The sequence below is a fragment of the Mucilaginibacter achroorhodeus genome (genome assembly GCF_007846095.1).
In the GTDB taxonomy this organism is placed as follows: Bacteria; Bacteroidota; Bacteroidia; order Sphingobacteriales; family Sphingobacteriaceae; genus Mucilaginibacter; species Mucilaginibacter achroorhodeus.
Genome location: NZ_VOEI01000007.1, coordinates 150,387 through 171,367 on the forward strand (window position 1 = coordinate 150,387; position 20,981 = coordinate 171,367).

The window sequence follows — 20,981 nt, forward strand, 5'->3', positions numbered from 1 at the left end:
TACCACAAGGGCTATTACATCTTCGGCATCCTGCGCATCATTTGTGCCATGGCTGCAGGGTTGCTCATTTGTTTCATCACTTTACGCATGTCCTCAAACTGCTTCATCAGGCGGTTCACTTCATTGATATCCGTACCCGAGCCTTTTGCAATACGCTGGCGGCGGCTCTGACTGATCAGATCAGGGTTTTCCTTCTCTTTCGGAGTCATAGATTGGATAATAGCCTCAATGCCTTTGAATGCATCATCGCCTACCTCAACATCCTTCATCATTTTACCAACACCGGGTATCATGCCAACCAGATCTTTCATGTTACCCATTTTTTTGATCTGCTGTATCTGGCCGTAAAAGTCGTTAAAGTCAAACTTGTTCTTACGGATCTTTTTCTGCAGCTCGGCAGCTTCTTTCTCATCAAACTGTTGTTGAGCACGCTCTACCAGGGAAACCACGTCGCCCATGCCCAGGATACGCGATGCCATACGGTCAGGGTGGAAAACGTCAAGCGCTTCCATCTTCTCGCCGGTACCAATAAATTTGATAGGCTTGTTTACAACAGATTTAATGGATAATGCAGCACCACCGCGGGTATCGCCATCCAATTTGGTTAAAACAACACCGGTAAAATCAAGGCGGTCATTAAACACCTTGGCGGTATTTACCGCATCCTGGCCCGTCATAGAATCCACTACAAATAAGATCTCGTGCGGGTTGGTAGCAGCCTTCACGTTCTCTATCTCCACCATCATGGCCTCATCAATAGCTAAACGGCCGGCGGTGTCAATGATGACCACGTTATTACCATTTTGCCTGGCCTGTGCAATACCTTCTTTAGCAATGGCAATAGGGTCGTTACTTTCGCGGTTGGCGTAAACCGGGATGCCTATCTGCTGGCCCAATACCTCTAATTGGTCTATCGCCGCAGGGCGGTAAACGTCGTCAGCAACCAATAAAGGCTTTTTGTTCTTTTGCGTTTTAAGGAAGTTGGCCAGCTTACCGGTAAAAGTAGTTTTACCCGCACCGTTCAAACCCGCTATCAGGATGATGGTTGGCGATGCTTTTAGGTCAAGCTCTGATGTGGTGCCGCCCATTAATTCGGTCAGCTCGTCGTTCATCAGCTTGGTAAGCAACTGCCCCGGCGAAATGGTAGTTAATACATTCTCGCCTAATGCTTTTTGCCTTACATCATCAGTAAATGTTTTGGCAGTTTTATAGTTTACGTCGGCGTCCAGAAGGGCTTTGCGTATCTCCTTCATGGTCTCGGCCACGTTAATTTCAGTTATTGATCCCTGTCCTTTTAGTACCTTAAAGGCCCTGTCCAGCTTATCCGAAAGATTTTCAAACATTATTATTCCTAATTTTTGAGGTTACAAAGGTAAGATTTTAAGGCAATTGATCGCTATTTTTGAAAAGCCTTTAGCGTTACGGTTAACATCGCCTTAAAGATCACAGCAGACATTTTATTTTCCTGGCAGCCGCGGGTTTATGTTTAAGCTTTATTTTATAATTTTAGCATGTGAAAACAACCTTAAAAGCCTTATCATTAGTCGTGGTTGCTATGCTTTTTATTTTAAGCGCCTGCAAAAAAGACCAACCTAATTTGCCTGATCCTATCGCGGCAACAGTAACCATCGAAAGTAAACCCATTAGCACTGCTACCAATGAAATATCGGTTAAGGGCCTCATAAGTTTATCTGATACTAATAGTGTTATAAACAGAGGATTTTGTATTTCTGCAACACCTAACCCTACAACTGCATCAATAATTACAAAAGTACCGGGCGGCAGCGGCACCCTTGCAACAAGCATTACCGGCCTTATGCCGGGCACCACGTATTATATCAGAGCTTTTGCCGTTACAGCAGCCGGCATTGCCTACAGCGATAACCTTAAAGTTACTACAGATGTGGTGGACATAGATGGCAACATTTATAAAACAGTAAACATTGGCAACTCAGTTTGGCTGGTGCAAAACCTTAAAGTTACACATTTTCGCAACGGGGAGCCTATTGATTATCTCACACGAGAAGATGACTGGCGTTATCTGAGTGGCTACTGTGATTATAACTTTGACAGCCTGCTGGGTGATACTTACGGGCATCTGTATAATTTTGCTGCCATAAGCGATACCAGAAATATATGCCCTGCGGGCTGGCGCCTGCCAAAGGGAGACGATTGGAGAGAGATATTCTGGCTACCGGGGCTCACCAATACGGCAACAGGTGCAATGAAAGAGGCCGGTACCGATCATTGGATAAGCCCTAATGTAGGTGCAACTAATCAAACCGGCTTCACGGGCTTGCCTGCTGGTATACGCAATAATCTTGGTTTTTACTCGCTCGGCACATCTACCATATATTGGTCAGATCCATCAGAAATATATACCACCACATTATTAAACAATGTAGAAACTGTTGCCGGCACCATGAACGGGCTTAGAGACGGTACAGGTATGATGGGGTGCTCGGTTCGTTGTGTTAAAATAGATTAACCTGTAACCTGCGGCAAATGAGCAGAGTATGTTTAACATGTAGTCTTCTCTTTATTTGTTTTGCCTTTCGGCTCAAAACAGTACTTTTGCGGGATTCAGAATTTTAAGCTATGCTAAGAACACACACTTGCGGACAATTACATATTGCCAATTTAGGTGAAACCGTTACGCTTTGCGGATGGGTGCAAAAATCACGCGACCTGGGCGGTACCACGTTTATTGACGTTCGCGACCGTTATGGTTTAACTCAGTTGGTTTTCAATACCGAAACCGACGAGAAACTGCGTGAAGCAAGCCGCAATTTAGGCCGCGAGTTTGTGATAAAAGTTACAGGTAAGGTTTTAGAGCGTTCTAACAAGAACCTTAAAATACCTACCGGTGAAATTGAAATAGCTGTTACCGAGCTTGAAGTATTGAATGCGGCTAAAATCCCACCGTTCCTGATTGAGGATGAAACCGATGGCGGCGAGGAACTGCGTGCCAAATACCGTTACCTTGATCTACGCCGTAACCCTATCCGCAACAACCTGGTGCTGCGCAGCAAAATGGCGCAGGAAGTACGCAAGTACCTTTCAGATCTTGATTTTATCGAGGTGGAAACCCCGGTACTGATCAAATCTACGCCTGAAGGTGCCCGCGACTTTGTGGTGCCAAGCCGCATGAACCCGGGCGAGTTTTACGCTCTGCCACAATCGCCGCAAACCTTTAAGCAATTGCTAATGGTGAGCGGTTTTGACCGTTATTTCCAGATCGTGAAATGTTTTAGGGACGAGGACTTACGTGCCGATCGCCAGCCGGAGTTTACCCAGATAGACTGTGAGTTATCTTTTGTTACGCAGGAAGATATCCTGAATATATTTGAAGGCTTAACCCGCCACCTGTTCAGCACGGTAAAAGGTGTTGAACTGGATGAGTTCCCGCGTATGCAATATGCTGATGCGGCGCGTTTGTATGGATCAGATAAACCTGATACCCGGTTTGGGATGCAATTTGTTGAACTGAATGACATTGCAAAAGGCAAAGGTTTTGGTGTTTTTGATAATGCCGAACTGGTTGTGGGTATTAACGCCAAAGGCTGCGCTGCATATACCCGCAAACAATTGGATGAACTGACCGACTTTGTTAAACGCCCGCAAATCGGCGCTACAGGTTTGATCTATGCCCGTCATAACGATGATGGCACCATCAAATCATCGGTAGATAAATTCTTTAACGAAGAAGAGTTAGCTAAATGGTCTGCCGCTTTCGAGACCGAAAAAGGCGACTTAATATTGATACTTGCCGGCCAAACTGATAAAGTACGTAAACAATTGAACGAGCTTCGCCTGGAGATGGGCGGCCGTTTAGGCTTACGCGATAAAAATAAGTTTTCGCCGCTATGGGTGGTCGATTTCCCGCTTTTAGAGTGGGACGAAGAAAGTGAGCGTTATCACGCTATGCACCACCCATTCACCTCACCAAAACCTGAGGATATCGCCCTGTTGGACACTAAGCCGGGCGAAGTACGCGCCAACGCTTATGACTTGGTGATTAACGGTACCGAGATCGGTGGTGGCTCTATTCGTATCCATGATCGTGAGCTGCAATCGCTAATGTTCAAACACCTTGGTTTCTCTAAGGAAGAAGCCCAAAAGCAATTCGGCTTCCTGATGGATGCCTTCGAGTACGGTGCCCCGCCGCATGGTGGTATCGCTTTCGGGTTTGACAGGCTGGCTTCTATTTTCGCCGGGCTGGATTCTATCCGCGATGTTATTGCGTTCCCTAAGAATAACTCGGGCCGTGACATCATGATCGATTCACCATCAACCATTGCTGATGCGCAGATGACCGAATTAAAAATTAAGTCTACTGTATCACCTGAGTAAATTATTACGTTAATAATAACATGAAAAAACACTTACTGATATTAAGCTTATTTTTAGCTGTATTTGCATCTTGTTCAAAAGATAAAGACAATTTTGACCCTGCCGTTCAGGCTGCCAAAGATGAGGCGGATATCCAAGCGTACATTAAAGCCAACCCAAGCATAAACGTTACCAAAGATGCTAACGGTGTTTATTACCAGGTATTAACTGAAGGTACGGGCGCTACACCTACTGCAAGCAGTACCGTAAGCGTGAATTACGTGGGCAAATTACTTAACGGCAGCCAATTTGATGCTGGTACCGGCACCACATTCCCTTTAAGTAACGTTATTAAAGGTTGGCAATATGGCTTAACCCATGTTAAGGCCGGTGGCCGCGTTTTCCTGATCGTGCCTTCGGCATTGGCTTATGGCAACAGCTCTCCGGGGGCCGGCATTCCGGCAAACTCGGTTTTAACATTCACCATTGATCTGCTGACCGTTAGATAATATAACTTTCCGAGATAAAAAGAAAAGCCGGTAATTGAACAATTACCGGCTTTTCTTTGAGCCTCTCCCCAACCCCTCTCCGAGGGAGAGGAGCTTAAGAATATCTTTTGTTTTAAAGTCTCCCCTTTCGGGGGAGATTTAGAGGGGGCTACACCCCTGCCTGCAGCGCTCTTTTATGCGTTTTGTGATGCACGGCCTTGCGTACCTTGTTGTTTTTTGCACCAGATTTTTTACGTTTACCCAGCCAAATGATAAACCCGGTTACCGGTAAACTTGCACAGATCAAACTCGCTATAAATGCTATTATCTTGGTGGTAACGCCGCCTATCTGGCCAACATGTATATCGTAGTTCATCTCGTTAAGCCTTAGGCCGGGGCTCTTTTTCTCCAGCGCGTAGGTTTTTAAAAGCTTGCCATTATACTTATCAAACTCATATCCACTGGCATTGGCATAATGCAGCGATTTTGGGTAAGCGCCAACACCGATAGCGCCAGAAAGTGTAGGATCATTGTGGATCAAAAACATTTGTGCCTTGGGTGATTGCTGCCTTGCGTAAGCAAAAGCCACATCAACAACGGGCTTTGCTGCCACACCCGATCTTTTAAGCGAATCTGATTTTGGTTCGCTCACTTCATCCTGGTATTTAATGCCGCGGCCTATGTTTGCAGTATTGTAGATGGCCCTGCTTACTGGTTCAAAAGCAATCGCCAGCCCGCTTATGCTTAGTATCAAGGCAATAGAAGTTGCATAAAACCCCAGAACATTGTGCAGGTCGTAATTTACCCTGCGCCAGCGGCCTCCCCATTTAATGGTAAAGCTGCGCTTTCGGTCGCTTTTGCGCTTGGGCCACCACAAGATAAGCCCGGTTATCATGATTACCATAAAGATGATCACAGCAACCCCTACTACCCATTTGCCAATTGCAGGCGGCAGCAGCAGGTAAAGGTGTATATATTCAACAATGATGAAAAAGTTAGTTTGCGGCGTTTCGTGATGAATGATCTTTCCTGTATAGGGGTTCAGGTATACGTATTCGTAGCCCTCTGCACCTTTGTTTGCCAATACACCTGCAGGCCTTTCTACACCGTAGTAATAAATATAATCAGGACTCGCTTTAGGGTAAGCTTTCTTTACTTCACTTATTAGCTGCGATGGCTCAACGTAGGGCTTACCTGTGTTTTCAACCGTGCGGTAGCTATGCATCGCATCCTGTATCTCATCCTGGAAACAAAAGATACAGCCTGTTATACTTACAATAAACACCACAAGCCCGGATATAAACCCGAGCCAGCGATGGCAAAAAAGTAAAGCTTTTTTAAATGCCGACATACCTAAAATTTATATGATGCACTCAACACTAACTGACGCAACCTTTGCGGGTTGATGGTGGTGTAACCGGTGTAGTATTCCTTGTTAGCCAAATTGTTCACGCTGAAACCGAAACGGTATTTTGGCTGCTCGTAAAATAAGTTGGCGTTTAGTATGGTGTATGCCGGTAATTCAAAAGTGCCCTGGCTTACGCTGTTGATGATCTTGTTTGCACTGGCGTAATTACCACCGAAACCAGCACCTAAGCCTTTCAACACAGTTGATGGCAAACGGTAGCTTGCATAAAAGTTAGCAAGGTAAGGCGAGCCGGCGGTGTTAGGGCGAAGGCCTTGCACATCAGCATCTGCCAGTGTAAATTTTGAATCGTTGTAGGCAAAACCGGCGATGATATTAACTGAGCTTATCGGGTTGGCTATGATCTCAGCCTCAAAACCTTTGCTGCTTTGGGTACCATCCTGTACCTGGATTGGTAAACCACCACCCGATCCTTGCACAGTACGCAACACGTTGGTAAGATTGATACGATAGTAGCTTAAGGTACCGTTCAACTTGCCGTTAAATAACGCCATTTTAACACCACCCTCTATTTGATTGGCATTTTGAACTTTCGCAACAACCGGTTGCGATTGCGCATCCCTGTATACACCCGGGTTTTGAAAACCATTTTGGTAATTGGCAAAGAATGATAAAGCCTCCTTTATTGGCTGGTACACCAAGCCGAATTTTGGAGAGAACGCAGTTTGACCAAATGCCGGTGCCGAATCTTGTGGCGTACCGTCAACGTTGTAGCTGCCTTTGTTCTCATAACGGTCAACACGTAAACCAACTGAGGCTATTAATTTATCAGTGATGTTAACTACATCTGAAGCGTAGGCACTGTAAGTATTGGTTTTGTAGATGTACGGGAATGCTGCAGCCGGATTATAAAGATTGGCATCAGTCAAGATTTTATTGAATGATCCGTAATCGTATTTGGGATCGTTGATGGGTGCTATACCGTATGAGCCCCCGTAGTAAATCTGGTTAGAGTTTTGGTGCTGAAAGTCTAATCCAACCACAAAGCGGTGGCGGGTACTGCCGATATTAAAATCGCCGTTGATATTCTCCTGTATTTCAATAGCGCTGAATTTGCTATGGTAGGTAGATTGGTCGTTGTTGTAGATATAATTTGCCTCACCCGGGCTATCAGGAAGATCGGCCACGCCTGGTTTGCGCGCAATCTTAATCGCGGTTGAATCACTCACCAGATAAAAATATGGGCTTGGGCCGTTAGAGTAGCTGTTTGTTGCCGAAAAAACGGTTTGTGATCTTAGCTTGTCCGAGAACTTGTAGTTCATGGTGGCAAAATAGTTGGCACTGCGGCTAAACGCTTTGATATCATCGTTAACGTAAGCGTTCTTGTAGTTGATATTAAGGTCGCTAACCTTGCTTACGCCCAATGTTTTTGGGGTATCATAAAAAAAGAAGAATGGCTTAGCAGAATTACGGCCAATAAAGATCTCGGACTCTAATAAAAAAGATAATTTATCGTTCGCTTTTATAGCCAGGCTTGGCGCCAGGGCAAATGAGCGATTTTTACCATAATTCTGGAAACTGCCCTCGTAATTATAAGCGGAGTTTAAACGGAAGGCTACGTTTGTGCCAAGCGGCGTGTTCAAGTCGATAGTGGTGCGGCTGAGGTCATAACTACCTACGGTGTGGCCAATTTCTAAACCAAAGGTTTCGTAAGGCTTTTTGGTAACCCGGTTAACCAAACCACCAAATGAAGTTAAGGTGCTGCCAAACAACGTAGCCGATGGGCCCTTGATAACCTCTATCTTGTCGATGTTAACTGCATCAATGCCGCTGGTAACCAAACCTGCAATGCCGTTTCTTAAACGGGTTTGGGTAACAAAACCACGCAAGGTAAAATAACCACCGCCATCACCTGCGCGGTTGGTAGCATCCCACATTTTTTGTATGCCGGGCGCGTTCCTCAATGCATCTTCTACGTTGAACACATTCTGCTCCTTTAAAAGCTCGGTAGTTACCACGCTGTAACTTTGAGAATTCTCCAGGTTGTTCAGTGGGATCTTTGCTACATCTGTACTTATCTTCCTGGTGAAGCGGTTTGCCCTGTTAGCAATTACGTTAACCTCGGTAAGCTGCGACTGGCTTGCACGAACAGTTATATCCTGCACGTTTGTTACCTGCCCAGCAGTAACTGTAACCGGTACTTCTACCCGCTCAACGCCTACATAAGAAATAATGATGGTATAAGAACCAGCCGGTGCTCTAAAAGAAAATGTGCCGTTATCTGCAGTTGTTGTACCGTAACCTGTACCTTCCAAACCGATGGAAACGTTTTCTGCGGGTTTACCACCATTGGTTAACACCTTACCTTGTATGGTGCCTTTGCTTTGTGCAAACACAACAACCGGTGTAAGGAATAATAGAAATGCGAATAACGCTGATCTGGAGATTGATAGTATAGGTTTCTTCATTATAAAAGCTCTGCGATACGAATAGTTTATTAAGACTAATTTTAAATAACGAGGCAAATATAACCGTGAGATGCTTAGCATCCAAATTATTTAGAATGATTATAAAGAAAGAAGCTTTGCAACAGCATCTTAAATGTGTAATTTTAACACTATGAAAAGAATAGCTATTGATATGGATGATGTGGTTGCCGACGCACAGGCACGCTTTGGCGAATGGTATGCCCGCGACTACGGCATCGAATTCACACCTGAGCAATTATACTCGGCCAGTGTACAGGATTTGATCAAGCCCGAGCACAGCAGCTGCATCCGCGAGTTTGTTTTTCATGACGACTTTTTTAAGGACCTGCCGGTTATCAAAGATGCAAAAGCGGTAATTGCCGAATTGTACAAAAAATACGAGATCTATTTTACTACAGCAGCTATGGAGTTTCCAAACTCGTTGTTGCCGAAACTGGCCTGGTTGGGTGAGCACTTTCCCTATGTTACCTGGAAGAACATTGTGTTCTGCGGTGATAAGAGCATTATCAATGCCGACTACATGATAGATGATAATGTGCGAAACTTCAACGGTTTTATTGGGCAAGGCATCCTGTTCAAAGCAGCGCATAACCACGATGTACGCTGGGATGTAAAAGTTAATAACTGGCAGGAAGTAAAGGAAATGCTGCTTTAATTACTTAGCTGCACCTTTAACCACCCTCCCGGCATTATCTTTTATAAAGGTTTCCCAGCCTGAGTACGCCTTTTTGCTTTTGGCCGCACCCTTAGGTGCCTTGGTGCTAATTTTTTGGAACGAATGGCAAACGGCAACAGCAAGCCCGTCCGTAGCGTCTAAAAAATCAGGCGTCTCTGTGAAGTTTAATAGCGTTTGCAGCATGGCGGCAACTTGCTCTTTGGTGGCGCTGCCATTACCAGTAATAGACTGCTTTATCTTGCGCGGCGAGTATTCTGTTATATCCAGGTTTCGGGATAAGGCAGCTGCCATGCAAATACCTTGCGCGCGCCCAAGTTTAAGCATCACCTGTATGTTTTTACCATAGAACGGCGCCTCAATGGCCAGGCAATCAGGTTTGTAGTTATCTATTAAAGCAACGGTTTTTTCAAAGATGCGCTGTAGCTTAAGCATATGGTCATCAAGCTTGCCCAGTTTTACAACACCGAGGCTGAGCAGTTCAATTTTGTTCCCTTTCTCAAGCACTAATCCGTAACCCATAACAGCGGTACCGGGGTCAATTCCCAATATGATACGCTCTTTAACATTCACCTGCTCCATCAGTAACAAAGCTACGTTTTAATGCGGTTATTATGCAGTATATCCACGTATTCCTGGCGTGGCATCATCCGCGCGCCCAGGCTTTCAAGATGTTCGGTATATACCTGGCAATCTATTAAAGCAAAATTGGTGTTCTGGCAAAGCCATATCAATGCAGTTTTAGATGCGTTACTTACTTTGCTGAACATACTTTCGCCGCAAAACACATTACCGGTCTCTACACCGTATAATCCACCCACTAATTCGTTGTCTTTCCAAACTTCAACAGAATGAGCAAAACCGAGGCGGTGCAGTTCTGCATATGCAGTCTTCATTTCGTTTGTGATCCAGGTACCGTCTTGTCCCTCGCGTGTAATAGATGAGCAACTATCGATCACGCTCCCGAAAGCTTTATTCAAGGTTACCAAAAACACGCCATCCCTTATTACCTTACGCATAGATTTGGAAACAACCAATTCATCTGGAAAAAGCACAAAACGCTCATGAGGTGAATACCACAAAATCGGCTCATCCGCGCTATACCAGGGAAATATCCCATTCTCGTAAGCAAGCATTAAGCGCCCGGCCGAAAGATCGCCGCCAACGGCAAGCAGTCCATCCTCTTCGGCCAGGGCTGGGTCCGGGAATATTAAACGCTCATCAAGCCTGAATATCATCAGGGCAAATTTATGCCTTCTTGCGTATCACCAGCTTTTTATTTTGAGCTTTGGCTATATTATCCATGTACTGCTGCATCTCGGTGTATTTTGCTGCCGGTATCACGTGATTATTCAGGTTAAAAGTGGCTGTACTTAACACCTGGTTTTTAGCGGCGTCATATTTATAATTCACGTCATAGCTACCGTAAGTAAACTTAAATGCCTGGTTAACCGGCAAAGTCTCTACCTCGTAGCCCTGCGGCAGATCAATTGTGGTAACACATGCTTTTTGCAGGGGTACAGAAAAGTAGAAATCATTTTTACGCTTTTCTAAAGGCGGCACAGTCAATTTCCACAGATCAAACAGGCGTGGCCTGTAAAACATTTTATTGCCGGCGGCTATGTCGCAAAACTTGTCAAACTCCAGCTCAAGGCTTAATTCTTTAACCCCGTCATTATCCGTTACCGGGCTTATCTCCAGCACATTGGGCTGCTTCATGTTTAACATTCTTATAAGCGTTTCCTTTTGTTCATCGCTTTTTAAAGATGCCATGCTGATAAAATCATCCCGGTATGCACCGGTAGTTATTGCCTTCATTTTTGCTTTGGCACCACCTTCAGCTTCAAACGTGATATGAACTTCGGTGTTAAACTGGTTGTCAAGCATTGAACTTTTAGGGGTATTTACCAAAACGCCGCCGTCGGCTGTTACCAACAACGCATTTCGGTTCTCCGTAAACGGACCAAGTTTACCGAATGGCCTGGTGCTGCTGGTACACTCCAGCCAGGTGGTATCACCCTTAAATGGCACACACAAAATAACGTGATTGAAAGGGTCGCTCGGGAAAGCTTTATCAGCCGGGCGTTCATTGTCTCCGGCTCTAACCATTGCATAATAAGATGGAATGTCAACTGCCTTTAGTAAGGCGTGCATGTAATTGGATAACGCTTTACAATCGCCATACTTTTTCTGATCTACAAAAGTTGCCGGGAAGGGCTTTAAACCACCTATACCTAATTGGATACTTACGTAACGCATGTTATCCTGCAGGTATTTATATAAGAACCTGGCTTTCTCTTTATCAGTTTTTAAATTGGCCGTCATCGCTTTTATTTCTTCCACACGTTGGGGCGGCAAGCTATTCACATCTGTATTTAAGCCTAACTGCCAGTTACCGTAGCTTTTCCAGGTTGTGAAATCACCGGGAATACCATCAAATGAGAAATAATTATTTGCAAAGGATATACTCGGGAAAACCTGCCAGTCAACCGCGTCGTCCTCGGGCTTTATTGCTTTAAGCGATTTTACCGTCCAGGTGTATTTATCCAGGCCATCCTGTGATGTTTTCACCGGGGCTATAGAGGTATTGTAATTTTTGTACCTGAACCCGTTTGCCGGGTCGGTTTGTACGCTATACTCGGCATACTGCACGGCCCGCTCAGGCGACAGATAACTCCATTCACTCAGATCGAAATAGCTGTTACGGGTAACCTCATAATTTATCTCAACCGTTGCGGGATAACTTGCAATGCTATGGCCCGCAACCAGCATACGGTCATCAGTTACTATAGAAATACCATCTACTGCTGCCCTATCATACATATCGCCTTTTTTATACTTTTTTAACTGCACGCCATCGGCATTGTAAATGATCATCTCGGCATCATTAACGCTGTTGAATTTCTTATCGTAGAACAAAACCAGCCTTGCAGCATCGTCGGCCTTTTCATTGAGGATAGTAACGATACTGTGATGTTTTATAACAAGTTTGTCTTTACGTTTTACAACCAACTCATCTGATGCGTAGCGTACAACAGCATTAGCACCCTCCTTTAAAGAATCGGGTATGGTTGATGCCTGCAGGTACTCTTTAAGATTTTTATTTTTTTGAGCGCTAACTTCTAAACTGCCGAATAGCAAAAAAGCAGCGGCACAAAGTGCCGCCTTAAGTAACTGGAATTTCATGTCAATTATGATTTCTTAAGCACGATCTGCTCGTTAAGCATCTCATACATTTTCTTATAGAACTCGTGTACCATCGGATAGATGTCCCTGCCATAGCTGATGGCTTTTTGGTCTATCTGGTAACGTATCATCAGCATACCGTTCTCGGCAGATGCTACACGCCTGAATAGGATGCTTTCATCTGGCATTTTCAACGTTACGTTCTTAGGCAACGCATCCAATTTATAATTTGCCGGTAGCTTGTAAGAGCCAATAATGGTGTAGCTTTTCTTGTAACCAAAGTCAATATCGGTACGCCTGTTCTCGCTCAGGAACGGATTAGCCTTTAAGGCGCTGAACATGTTAGGCACAAAATAGATATAGTTCTCATCAGATCCGGTAAGGTCTAATTTGAAATTAACGTTCTGGACAAGCGGTAAGCTATCAACTTCGGTATTCTCTAATTTAAGCGAACTGATGTTTAGGGCATTGTTATTATCCCTAAGATAATCTGTATATTTTTTCTCACCATCGTCCTTATATCTGTTAAGCGCATTTACCCTATTGTAGCTAAAGCTGCTTATTTGTGCATTACCGTCTAATTTACCATCGTTTGTTACCTCACCTTTCAACATCACCACCTGCCTAACGGCATCATCTCTCTGCAGCATCACTATATCATACTTTTCATTTTCCTTGTCTATGTATAAGCCGCTCGAGTTTAAAAGGTCATAAGGTGTTTCATTATATTGGTTGTATTTACCGGTAGCATCCAGTATATAGCTCTTGCCTTCGCCCATCGGCACATAAACCACTGCACGGTTAAACTGGTATAAGAATGTAAAATACGGCACAACCTTGCCATGCTCGCGTGTGCTAACTACCATCGGGAAGGCTTTAACATCAGCCTTTTTAAGTAAATGGTATAATATGATGTTTATTTCGGCAGAATTACCGGCTTTCTTTTCCCAGGCCTTAACAGTACCATCGTTGGTATACCACCTGTCAACACCGTTCCATTTCATACTGTTCCTAACCTCGTTAAAAAGGTATTGAATTTTTTGATCGTCAGTTTTTAAGCTTTTAGCTTTCGTGATCAATACTTCTTCATTTGCCAGTTTGCGTTTTAACTGGCTGCCAAAATCCTCATCATCCGCAAGTATACCGCCCACCTTAGCCCAACTATCTGAATATGACGGCGAGTAGGTACCTAAAGGCCTTACTGCGGTTAATTGATGCGCAATTTTTTGAAGGTTATCGGCGGAGGCTGTCATGTAAGCTTCATCGGGTAATGACGGCACGTTAGCAAGTGCCCTGTAAGTTGTTTCAAGGCTGTAAGATATGAGATTAGTGCCCGTGCCATAGCTGCGCCCTTCTGATTTGGCACTGTATTTTACCAAAGGCTGCTCTACATGTGCGTTTATCTGAAAGGTCATAAAATCGGGCACATAAGTCTTGAACTCGCTGTAACGGGTTGGTAATTTGCTTTGGAAATACCAATCTGGGAAGTTATTAAGTGAATTGCTTCTCAACGAATATTTATACTCGATGATAGAGCCAGCCTTTACATTCGGCATGCTGAATACCAGGGCAGATCTGTTCTTATCGATCTGTTCAGTGTAGATCAGTTTCTTATCAAGCTTTGTAATTTCAGGTTTGCCATCAACAAGGTTAATGGTTTGCGCCTGCAAACCGTTGATGTACTCAAGGCGGTTACCGCTGTAAAATTCAATGCGAATGTTTGCATTGTCCTTACCGTTGATATTAAAGATCTTGATGCGTTTATGCCTGTCTAAAGACAGGTCCATGTTAGGGTCATAACCTGCGCTGCCTATATCAAAAAGCACTTCGGCGTTGGCATCTTTCTCAAAATCACATGATTTTAGTTCAAGATCAGCTACTTCTACTTTGCCAAAAGGCTGGGCGGCTACATAATTTGAGTTGGTTTCTGCGCTCTGCGCGAGGGATAAAAAGGGAGCAATACAAAACGCTATTGCTGCAATAGTTTTGTTCATTGTAATTAAGGTTAAAAGCAACACTAAGATAATACAATACCGAGAATTGCAAGCAAATATTTTTACCGGTATTAAACTTAGTTACACAGGGTTTGTCAAACCTCACGTTTAACAACTTAGCGCAAATACCATGAGCGACTTAGGTAAAATAAAGCATCTATATGCCAGGGCTGGTTTCGGGCTAAATGTTGATGATCTGGCAACCTTTCAAAAAACATCTTTAAAGCACGCCACTGAGCAGTTGTTCAAGTCATCAGCTACCGCACAACCGCTTATGCTGATAACTGAAAATTTGAGCTTTAAAATGGCCAGTGCAGATAAAACAGATACGTTAACCCGTAAGATGTTTATGAAGCAACAACGCGAGCAGGAAAAAGACCTTAACATTGCCTGGCTCAATCAAATGAGCACCACGCCGGCACAGCTGCGCGAGAAGATGACCTTGTTTTGGCATAATCACTTTGCATGCAGATCTCAAAACCCCTACTACGCCCAACAACTTAATAACATTCAACGCAGCAATGCCTTAGGCAACTTTAAAACATTGCTGATGGAGGTATCGCAATCTCCGGCCATGCTGCAGTTTTTAAATAATCAGCAAAATAAAAAGGGGCACCCCAATGAGAACTTTGCCCGCGAGTTAATGGAGCTTTTTACCATTGGCCGGGGTAACTACAGCGAGCAGGATATCAAAGAATCGGCACGGTCTTTCACCGGCTGGGGTTTTAATAACAAAGGCGAATTTGTTACCCGCGAGCAGCAGCATGACGAGGGCACAAAAACCTTTATGGGCCAAACCGGCGCCTTTAAAGGCGAGGACATCATTAACATGCTGCTGCAAAATAAAAAAACAGCCTCGTTCATCTGCACAAAGTTGTATCGTTACTTGGTTAATGATGTTCCGGATAGCAGGCACGTGAGCGCAATGGCTGATGTTTTTTATAAAAGCAACTACGAGATAACGCCGCTTTTAAAGTTTGTTTTTGCTACCGATTGGTTTTATGCACCTGTAAATACCGGCAATTTGATCAAATCACCGATAGACCTGATTGTTGGCTTAAACCGGCAGTTTTACATCAACTACAACAACCCCGATGTAATGATGCAGTTTCAGCGTGCACTTGGGCAGGTATTGTTTTATCCGCCAAACGTGGCGGGATGGCCCGGAGGTAAAAGCTGGATAGACAGTTCATCATTAATGACGAGACTGAAAATACCATCAACGGTTTTAAATAATGGGATCATCGATTTCCACGGTAAGGCCGACCCGGAAGATGAGGCGCTATTGGCAACCATGCCCAACCGTAAACAGCAAACCCAAACGCCTGCACAAACAACGCCTGATTGGAATAAGTTTTTAAATGACATACCTAAAGGCACTACCAAAGACCAGGTAGCATCGGTGATATTAGCTGCGCCTATTGATAACAGCATAAAAGCGGTTATTGCTCAATCGTCAAACATCCGGTCAATGGTTGTGGAACTGGTTTCTACTCCTGAATATCAATTGTGTTAATTATGAAAAGAAGGGATTTTTTAAAGAACAGTGCGCTGGCATCCGGTGCCTTTCTTATACCATCATTTTTAAAACCATTTGAGGCGATGGCTTCCAATGAGCTAAGTGGTTTCAAAAACCTCGTTATCATACAGCTTTCAGGCGGTAACGATGGGCTTAACACCATTGTGCCTTATGGCAACGATATTTATTACCAAAAACGCAATACCATTGCCATAAAACCAACTGACCTGGTGAAACTGAATGATATGCAGGCGCTTAACCCCAACCTGTCGGCTTTAAAAGAACTTTACGACCAAGGCTGGATGAGCATTATTAATTCGGTAGGCTATCCTAACCCGGATAGATCGCACTTCCGTTCTATGGATATCTGGCAAACCGCCAGCGCATCAGACCAGTTTTTAACTACCGGTTGGATAGGCCGTTACCTGGATGCTAATTGCACCGTGAATAAAGACCCTTATACAGCCGTGGAAGTTGACGATACCCTTTCATTAGCTATGAAAGGCAATAAGATGAAAGGCATTGCCGTGCAAAATCCCGGCAAACTTTATAACAATACCCGCGAACCTTTCTTTAAAGAACTGGTTAGCGAACACGACCAGCATTTGAATGAGGACAACCTTGGGTATCTCTATAAAACAATGATAGAGACCTACTCATCGGCAGATTATATACAACAAACTTCAAAAACATATAAAACCGTTGCGCAATACCCACAAACAGGGTTTGCCAACCAGCTTAAAAACGTTGCTAAGTTTATCAACTCCGGCTTAAAAACCCGGGTTTATTATGTATCGCTTAGTGGTTTTGATACGCATACCACGCAATTGAACCAACAAGGCCGCCAGCTAAGGATCTATGGCGATGCAGTTGCGGCGTTTGTGAAAGACCTGAAACAAACGGGCAAGTTGGATGATACCCTGGTGACAACCTTTTCTGAATTTGGCCGCCGTGTTGAGCAAAACGCCAGCGACGGCACCGACCATGGTACAGCCAACAACGTGATGCTGTTTGGCGGTAGACTCAAAAAACAAGGTATTTATAATAATGCACCAGACCTGGGCCAATTAGACAATGGCGACTTGAAATACGAAGTGGATTTTAGGGATGTATATGCCACACTTCTTGATAAATGGCTTAACGTTAATAACAAGAGCGTGTTAGGCACGAGCTTCAGAGGATTGGATTTTGTATAGAACTACCTCCATGTCATTTCTCACCGCTCTCGCTCGTTCGAAATGACATGGAGGTTAAAAAGAAAGCCCCGATTGATGACAATCGGGGCTTTCTTATAGATCAGGATTAATTATTTCTTCACCCATCCATCTTTTAGCGTTACCGTGCGGTTAAACACTAATTTTTCCGGGGTCGATGTTTTGTCAACGGTGAAATATCCTTTTCGGATAAACTGTACGGGCTTGCCTTCAACGGCATTTAACAGATCAGGCTCTATAAAGGCTTTTTCTATCACCTGCAAGCTATTCGGGTTGATGTAATCTTTAAAATCTCCATCTTCGTTGCTTGGGTCTTCTACCTGGAACAGGCGGTCATACATACGTACTTCAGCTTCTTTGGCATGTTCAGTACTTATCCAGTGGATAGTTCCTTTTACGTTGATGCCGCTGGTGTCATTTCCGCTTTTTGATTCGGGGATATAGGTACAGTGTATCTCGGTTATATTACCATCAGCATCTTTAACCACGCTTTCGCCTTTTACAATATAAGCATGTTTAAGACGCACCATGGTACCAATACCCAGGCGGAAATACTTCTTAGGCGGGTTCTCCATAAAGTCCTCACGCTCTATCCACAGCTCACCGCTAAACGGTATATCGCGTCCACCTTCGCCACCTTCAACCTCGGGGTTGTTCTCTCCGTGCAGGGTTTCTGTCTGGCCTTCCGGGTAATTATCAATTATCAGCTTGACAGGGTCAAGCACTGCCATGCGGCGCCATGCTGTTTTGTTAAGGTCTTCGCGGATGCAGAACTCCAGCAAACCCACATCTATCATGTTCTCGCGTTTGGCAACACCAATACGTTCACAAAACTCGCGGATACTGGCAGGTGTATAACCACGGCGGCGAAGGCCGCTTATGGTTGGCATACGCGGGTCGTCCCAGCCATCAACAAAACCATCGGTAACTAATTGCAGCAGCTTGCGCTTGCTCATTACTGTGTAATTGAGATTAAGGCGGGCAAATTCGTACTGTTTGCTCGGGAATAATTCCAATTGCTCTATAAACCACTCGTACAACGGGCGGTGCGGCACAAACTCCAGTGTACAGATACTATGAGTGATCTCTTCAATCGCATCGCTTTGGCCATGGGCAAAATCATACATCGGGTAAATACACCATTTGTCGCCGGTGCGGTGGTGATGGGCATGTTTAATGCGGTACATCAAAGGGTCGCGCAGATGCATGTTGGGTGAGGCAAGATCACCTTTGGCACGCAGCACTTTTGCGCCGTCAGGGAATTTACCGGCTTTCATGTCGGCAAATAAAGCAAGGTTTTCTTCCACACTGCGGTTTCGGTATTCGTTGCCTTTGCCGGGTTCGGTTGGCGTACCTTTTTGTGCAGCTATTTCTTCGGCTGTGCTGTCATCAACATAAGCCAGGCCTTTTTTGATCAGTGTAACGGCAAACTCATAAAGTTTGTCAAAGTAATCAGAAGCGTAAAGCTCATTGGCCCACTCAAAGCCCAGCCACTTAACGTCCTCCTTTATACTGTCAACATACTCAACATCCTCTTTTACAGGGTTGGTATCATCAAACCTGAGGTTTGTTTGCCCATTGTATTTTTGCGCCAACCCAAAGTTAAGGCAAATGGACTTTGCGTGACCGATATGCAAGTAACCATTAGGCTCCGGCGGAAAACGCGTTAAAACACGTCCGCCGTGCTTGCCGGCAGCAATATCCTCTTCAACAATTTCCTCTATAAAATTAAGTGATCTTTCTTCGCTCATGATGTATGTAACAGGGTGCAAAAGTACGCAAAACTTCACATTATTTTACTTAACACTGTCATCCTGAGCTATAGCGAAGAATCTTATAAGCGATGGATAAGTGGTACTATGCTTCAATCCTCGCAATTAAGCCGTACAGAAAATTTCCTACATTTACCAAAACCAAATCGTCGCCATGAGCCAGTTTGATCGCCCTATACGTGTTTTAGTTGCCAAAGTAGGCCTTGACGGGCATGACCGCGGCGCTCGCATTATCGCCACATCACTACGGGATGCCGGCATGGAGGTTATCTACACCGGGCTGCGCCAAACAGCAGAAATGGTAGTGAACACGGCCTTGCAGGAGGACGTTGACGCCATTGGCATCAGCATATTATCCGGCGCGCACATGACGGTTTTCCCAAAAGTGCTGGCGCTGATGAAAGAAAAGCAAATGGACGACGTTTTACTTACAGGCGGCGGTATTATCCCGGCCGACGATATGGCCGAATTGAAAAAAATGGGTGCAGGGGAACTTTTTCCGCCTGGTACCAGCACGCATGACATCGTAAAATATATTACCGAATGGGTGCATACTCATCGTAATTTTTAAGAATAAACATCACCATGGAATTTGAGCATATCAAAGTTGAGACGATTGGTCGCTTACAATATATTACTATTGACAGGGAGAAAAAGCTAAATGCCCTAAACCGCTTTACACTTGCCGAGCTGCATGACGCATTTACTGCGGCTTTTAAGGACCCGGCCGTAGGCGGAATAATACTAACCGGTAAAGGTACCAAGGCTTTTGTGGCCGGTGCAGACATTGTTGAGTTTGATGGTTTGGGTTATGAGGGAGGCAAGGAAATAGCACAACGCGGCCAAAGCACTGTATTTGATATAATAGCAAATGGTAATAAGCCGGTGATAGCAGCAGTAAATGGCTTTGCACTTGGCGGCGGCTTAGAATTGGCTATGGCCTGCCATATCCGCATAGCTTCTGAGAACGCAAAAATGGGCTTGCCAGAAGTTACGTTAGGTTTAATACCAGGCTATGGAGGCACACAGCGACTTACGCAATTGGTTGGCCGCGGCAAGGCTTTAGAAATGATTATGACCGCAGATATGATAAGCGCTGCCGAAGCGTTACAATTGGGCCTGGTAAACCATGTTGTTTTTGCAGACGATCTTATACCAAAGGCAGAAGAAATAATAAACAAAATTCTTACCCGTTCGCCGATGGCTGTGGCAGCGGCTATAAGAGCCGTTAACGCCGGGCTGGTTGATCCTGGTAAGGGTTATAGTACCGAAATAGAAGAATTTGGAAAGTGCTTTGGTACGCCGGATTTTATTGAAGGCGTATCAGCTTTTATGGAAAAACGCCAGCCAAATTTTTAATACCCAGCGCGATTGATCTAAGCGCGCTTTTGAAAGCTGATCCTGTTTAGGCCAGAGCTGACCCTTTGTTGAACGGACGTTAAGGCATTGCCCGTTGCATATATAATGCCGCCAACTAACAGTCCCTTTAAAACAAGATACCCTAAATAAGTAGCGAGCACTGCGTCATTTCTACCGCCATAAAATCCATTAGCATATAATGCAGTAAGTTCAAAAAACCAGCTCAAGTTTATTAAAAGCGATATGGATAGCAGTACATATTTATTGCGTCCCTGGTTTTTATTGATCAGGAGCAGCGGAAGTATAGTGCTTGAGAAGAGTTTGATATAAAAGGCCCACCAATAATGGTCGTTCGCCTGCTCAGAAAAGCTGATTATCTCGGCAGAGCTGAAATGCCCAATCGCTATCTCGCAAATATTCAGTACTGCGTAACTTACAATTACCCATCTGATGATCTCTAAAGCCTTCCTGTTGTCAGTATTAAACAGCTTTCCGGCTAATATTACCGATATGATAGTTACGCACATTCCCCTTATCAGGAGATCACTAAAAAAGATGGATAAGCGTGTAAACTATCTGCATGTTTAAA

17 protein-coding genes are annotated in these 20,981 nt (G+C 44.4%); 8 read left to right on the forward strand and 9 right to left on the reverse strand.

Features of this window, described 5'->3' with window-relative positions; translation table 11 throughout:
• Positions 1 to 14: 14 nt before the first annotated feature.
• Positions 15 to 1,343 (reverse strand): signal recognition particle protein, encoded by a 1,329-nt coding sequence (gene ffh / locus FPZ42_RS17235; RefSeq protein ID WP_146273106.1) that lies wholly within the window; start codon positions 1,341 to 1,343, stop codon positions 15 to 17.
• A gap of 170 nt (positions 1,344 to 1,513) precedes the next feature.
• On the opposite strand from ffh, the gene FPZ42_RS17240 reads away from it, so the two are divergent.
• The 3 genes from FPZ42_RS17240 (at position 1,514) to FPZ42_RS17250 (ending at position 4,841) form a co-directional block, all read left to right on the forward strand.
• Complete coding sequence (locus FPZ42_RS17240) at positions 1,514 to 2,488, forward strand: fibrobacter succinogenes major paralogous domain-containing protein (protein WP_146273107.1); 975 nt, start codon at positions 1,514 to 1,516, stop codon at positions 2,486 to 2,488.
• Positions 2,489 to 2,598: 110 nt separating this feature from the next.
• On the forward strand, positions 2,599 to 4,353 hold the full coding sequence (gene aspS, locus FPZ42_RS17245) for an aspartate--tRNA ligase (RefSeq protein WP_146273108.1): 1,755 nt from the start codon (positions 2,599 to 2,601) through the stop codon (positions 4,351 to 4,353).
• A gap of 20 nt (positions 4,354 to 4,373) precedes the next feature.
• The gene (locus tag FPZ42_RS17250; RefSeq protein WP_146273109.1) at positions 4,374 to 4,841 is read left to right on the forward strand and encodes an FKBP-type peptidyl-prolyl cis-trans isomerase; all 468 of its coding nucleotides are present in this window, start codon (positions 4,374 to 4,376) and stop codon (positions 4,839 to 4,841) included.
• A 148-nt stretch (positions 4,842 to 4,989) separates the two neighbouring features.
• Here the strand turns inward: FPZ42_RS17250 and FPZ42_RS17255 are convergent, their stop codons facing one another.
• Together FPZ42_RS17255 and FPZ42_RS17260 are read right to left on the reverse strand one after the other, a co-directional pair.
• Positions 4,990 to 6,171: a PepSY-associated TM helix domain-containing protein gene (locus FPZ42_RS17255; RefSeq protein WP_146273110.1), complete on the reverse strand. Its 1,182-nt coding sequence runs from the start codon at positions 6,169 to 6,171 to the stop codon at positions 4,990 to 4,992.
• Positions 6,172 to 6,173: 2 nt separating this feature from the next.
• The gene (locus tag FPZ42_RS17260; RefSeq protein WP_146273111.1) at positions 6,174 to 8,654 is read right to left on the reverse strand and encodes a TonB-dependent receptor; all 2,481 of its coding nucleotides are present in this window, start codon (positions 8,652 to 8,654) and stop codon (positions 6,174 to 6,176) included.
• 151 nt (positions 8,655 to 8,805) lie between these two features.
• On the opposite strand from FPZ42_RS17260, the gene FPZ42_RS17265 reads away from it, so the two are divergent.
• Entirely contained in the window at positions 8,806 to 9,330 is a 525-nt protein-coding gene (locus tag FPZ42_RS17265; RefSeq protein WP_186458809.1) for a 5' nucleotidase, NT5C type, read from the forward strand.
• Here FPZ42_RS17265 and ruvC read toward each other — a convergent pair whose 3' ends face one another.
• Genes ruvC through FPZ42_RS17285 form a run of 4 tightly spaced genes read right to left on the reverse strand, consistent with a single transcriptional unit; the run spans position 9,331 to position 14,528 of the window.
• A complete protein-coding gene (gene ruvC / locus FPZ42_RS17270) occupies positions 9,331 to 9,930 on the reverse strand; it encodes a crossover junction endodeoxyribonuclease RuvC (protein ID WP_146273229.1) in 600 nt (199 codons plus the stop codon). It abuts the gene before it with no gap.
• An 11-nt stretch (positions 9,931 to 9,941) separates the two neighbouring features.
• Positions 9,942 to 10,586, reverse strand: coding sequence for a leucyl/phenylalanyl-tRNA--protein transferase (aat, locus tag FPZ42_RS17275; protein ID WP_146273113.1), 645 nt, complete (start codon positions 10,584 to 10,586; stop codon positions 9,942 to 9,944).
• A 10-nt stretch (positions 10,587 to 10,596) separates the two neighbouring features.
• Positions 10,597 to 12,534: a DUF3857 domain-containing transglutaminase family protein gene (locus FPZ42_RS17280; RefSeq protein WP_146273114.1), complete on the reverse strand. Its 1,938-nt coding sequence runs from the start codon at positions 12,532 to 12,534 to the stop codon at positions 10,597 to 10,599.
• 5 nt (positions 12,535 to 12,539) lie between these two features.
• The gene (locus FPZ42_RS17285; protein WP_146273115.1) at positions 12,540 to 14,528 is read right to left on the reverse strand and encodes a DUF3857 domain-containing protein; all 1,989 of its coding nucleotides are present in this window, start codon (positions 14,526 to 14,528) and stop codon (positions 12,540 to 12,542) included.
• Between the two features lie 130 nt (positions 14,529 to 14,658).
• Between FPZ42_RS17285 and FPZ42_RS17290 the strand changes: the two genes are divergently transcribed.
• Both FPZ42_RS17290 and FPZ42_RS17295 read left to right on the forward strand, forming a co-directional pair.
• The gene (locus tag FPZ42_RS17290; protein WP_146273116.1) at positions 14,659 to 16,044 is read left to right on the forward strand and encodes a DUF1800 domain-containing protein; all 1,386 of its coding nucleotides are present in this window, start codon (positions 14,659 to 14,661) and stop codon (positions 16,042 to 16,044) included.
• 2 nt (positions 16,045 to 16,046) lie between these two features.
• Positions 16,047 to 17,243 (forward strand): DUF1501 domain-containing protein, encoded by a 1,197-nt coding sequence (locus FPZ42_RS17295; protein ID WP_146273117.1) that lies wholly within the window; start codon positions 16,047 to 16,049, stop codon positions 17,241 to 17,243.
• A gap of 110 nt (positions 17,244 to 17,353) precedes the next feature.
• On the opposite strand, the gene FPZ42_RS17300 is transcribed toward FPZ42_RS17295, so the two are convergent.
• Positions 17,354 to 19,012 carry a glutamine--tRNA ligase/YqeY domain fusion protein gene (locus tag FPZ42_RS17300; protein ID WP_186458810.1) on the reverse strand — a complete coding sequence of 553 codons (1,659 nt, stop codon included), beginning with the start codon at positions 19,010 to 19,012 and terminating at the stop codon, positions 17,354 to 17,356.
• Positions 19,013 to 19,187: 175 nt separating this feature from the next.
• Here FPZ42_RS17300 and FPZ42_RS17305 point away from each other — a divergent pair, with 175 nt between their 5' ends.
• Positions 19,188 to 19,604, forward strand: a complete 417-nt coding sequence (locus tag FPZ42_RS17305) for a cobalamin B12-binding domain-containing protein (RefSeq protein WP_146273118.1) — start codon at positions 19,188 to 19,190, stop codon at positions 19,602 to 19,604.
• Positions 19,605 to 19,618: 14 nt separating this feature from the next.
• Positions 19,619 to 20,392 carry an enoyl-CoA hydratase/isomerase family protein gene (locus FPZ42_RS17310; RefSeq protein WP_146273119.1) on the forward strand — a complete coding sequence of 258 codons (774 nt, stop codon included), beginning with the start codon at positions 19,619 to 19,621 and terminating at the stop codon, positions 20,390 to 20,392.
• A 17-nt stretch (positions 20,393 to 20,409) separates the two neighbouring features.
• Here FPZ42_RS17310 and FPZ42_RS17315 read toward each other — a convergent pair whose 3' ends face one another.
• Complete coding sequence (locus FPZ42_RS17315; RefSeq protein ID WP_146273120.1) at positions 20,410 to 20,919, reverse strand: hypothetical protein; 510 nt, start codon at positions 20,917 to 20,919, stop codon at positions 20,410 to 20,412.
• Positions 20,920 to 20,981: the final 62 nt, after the last annotated feature.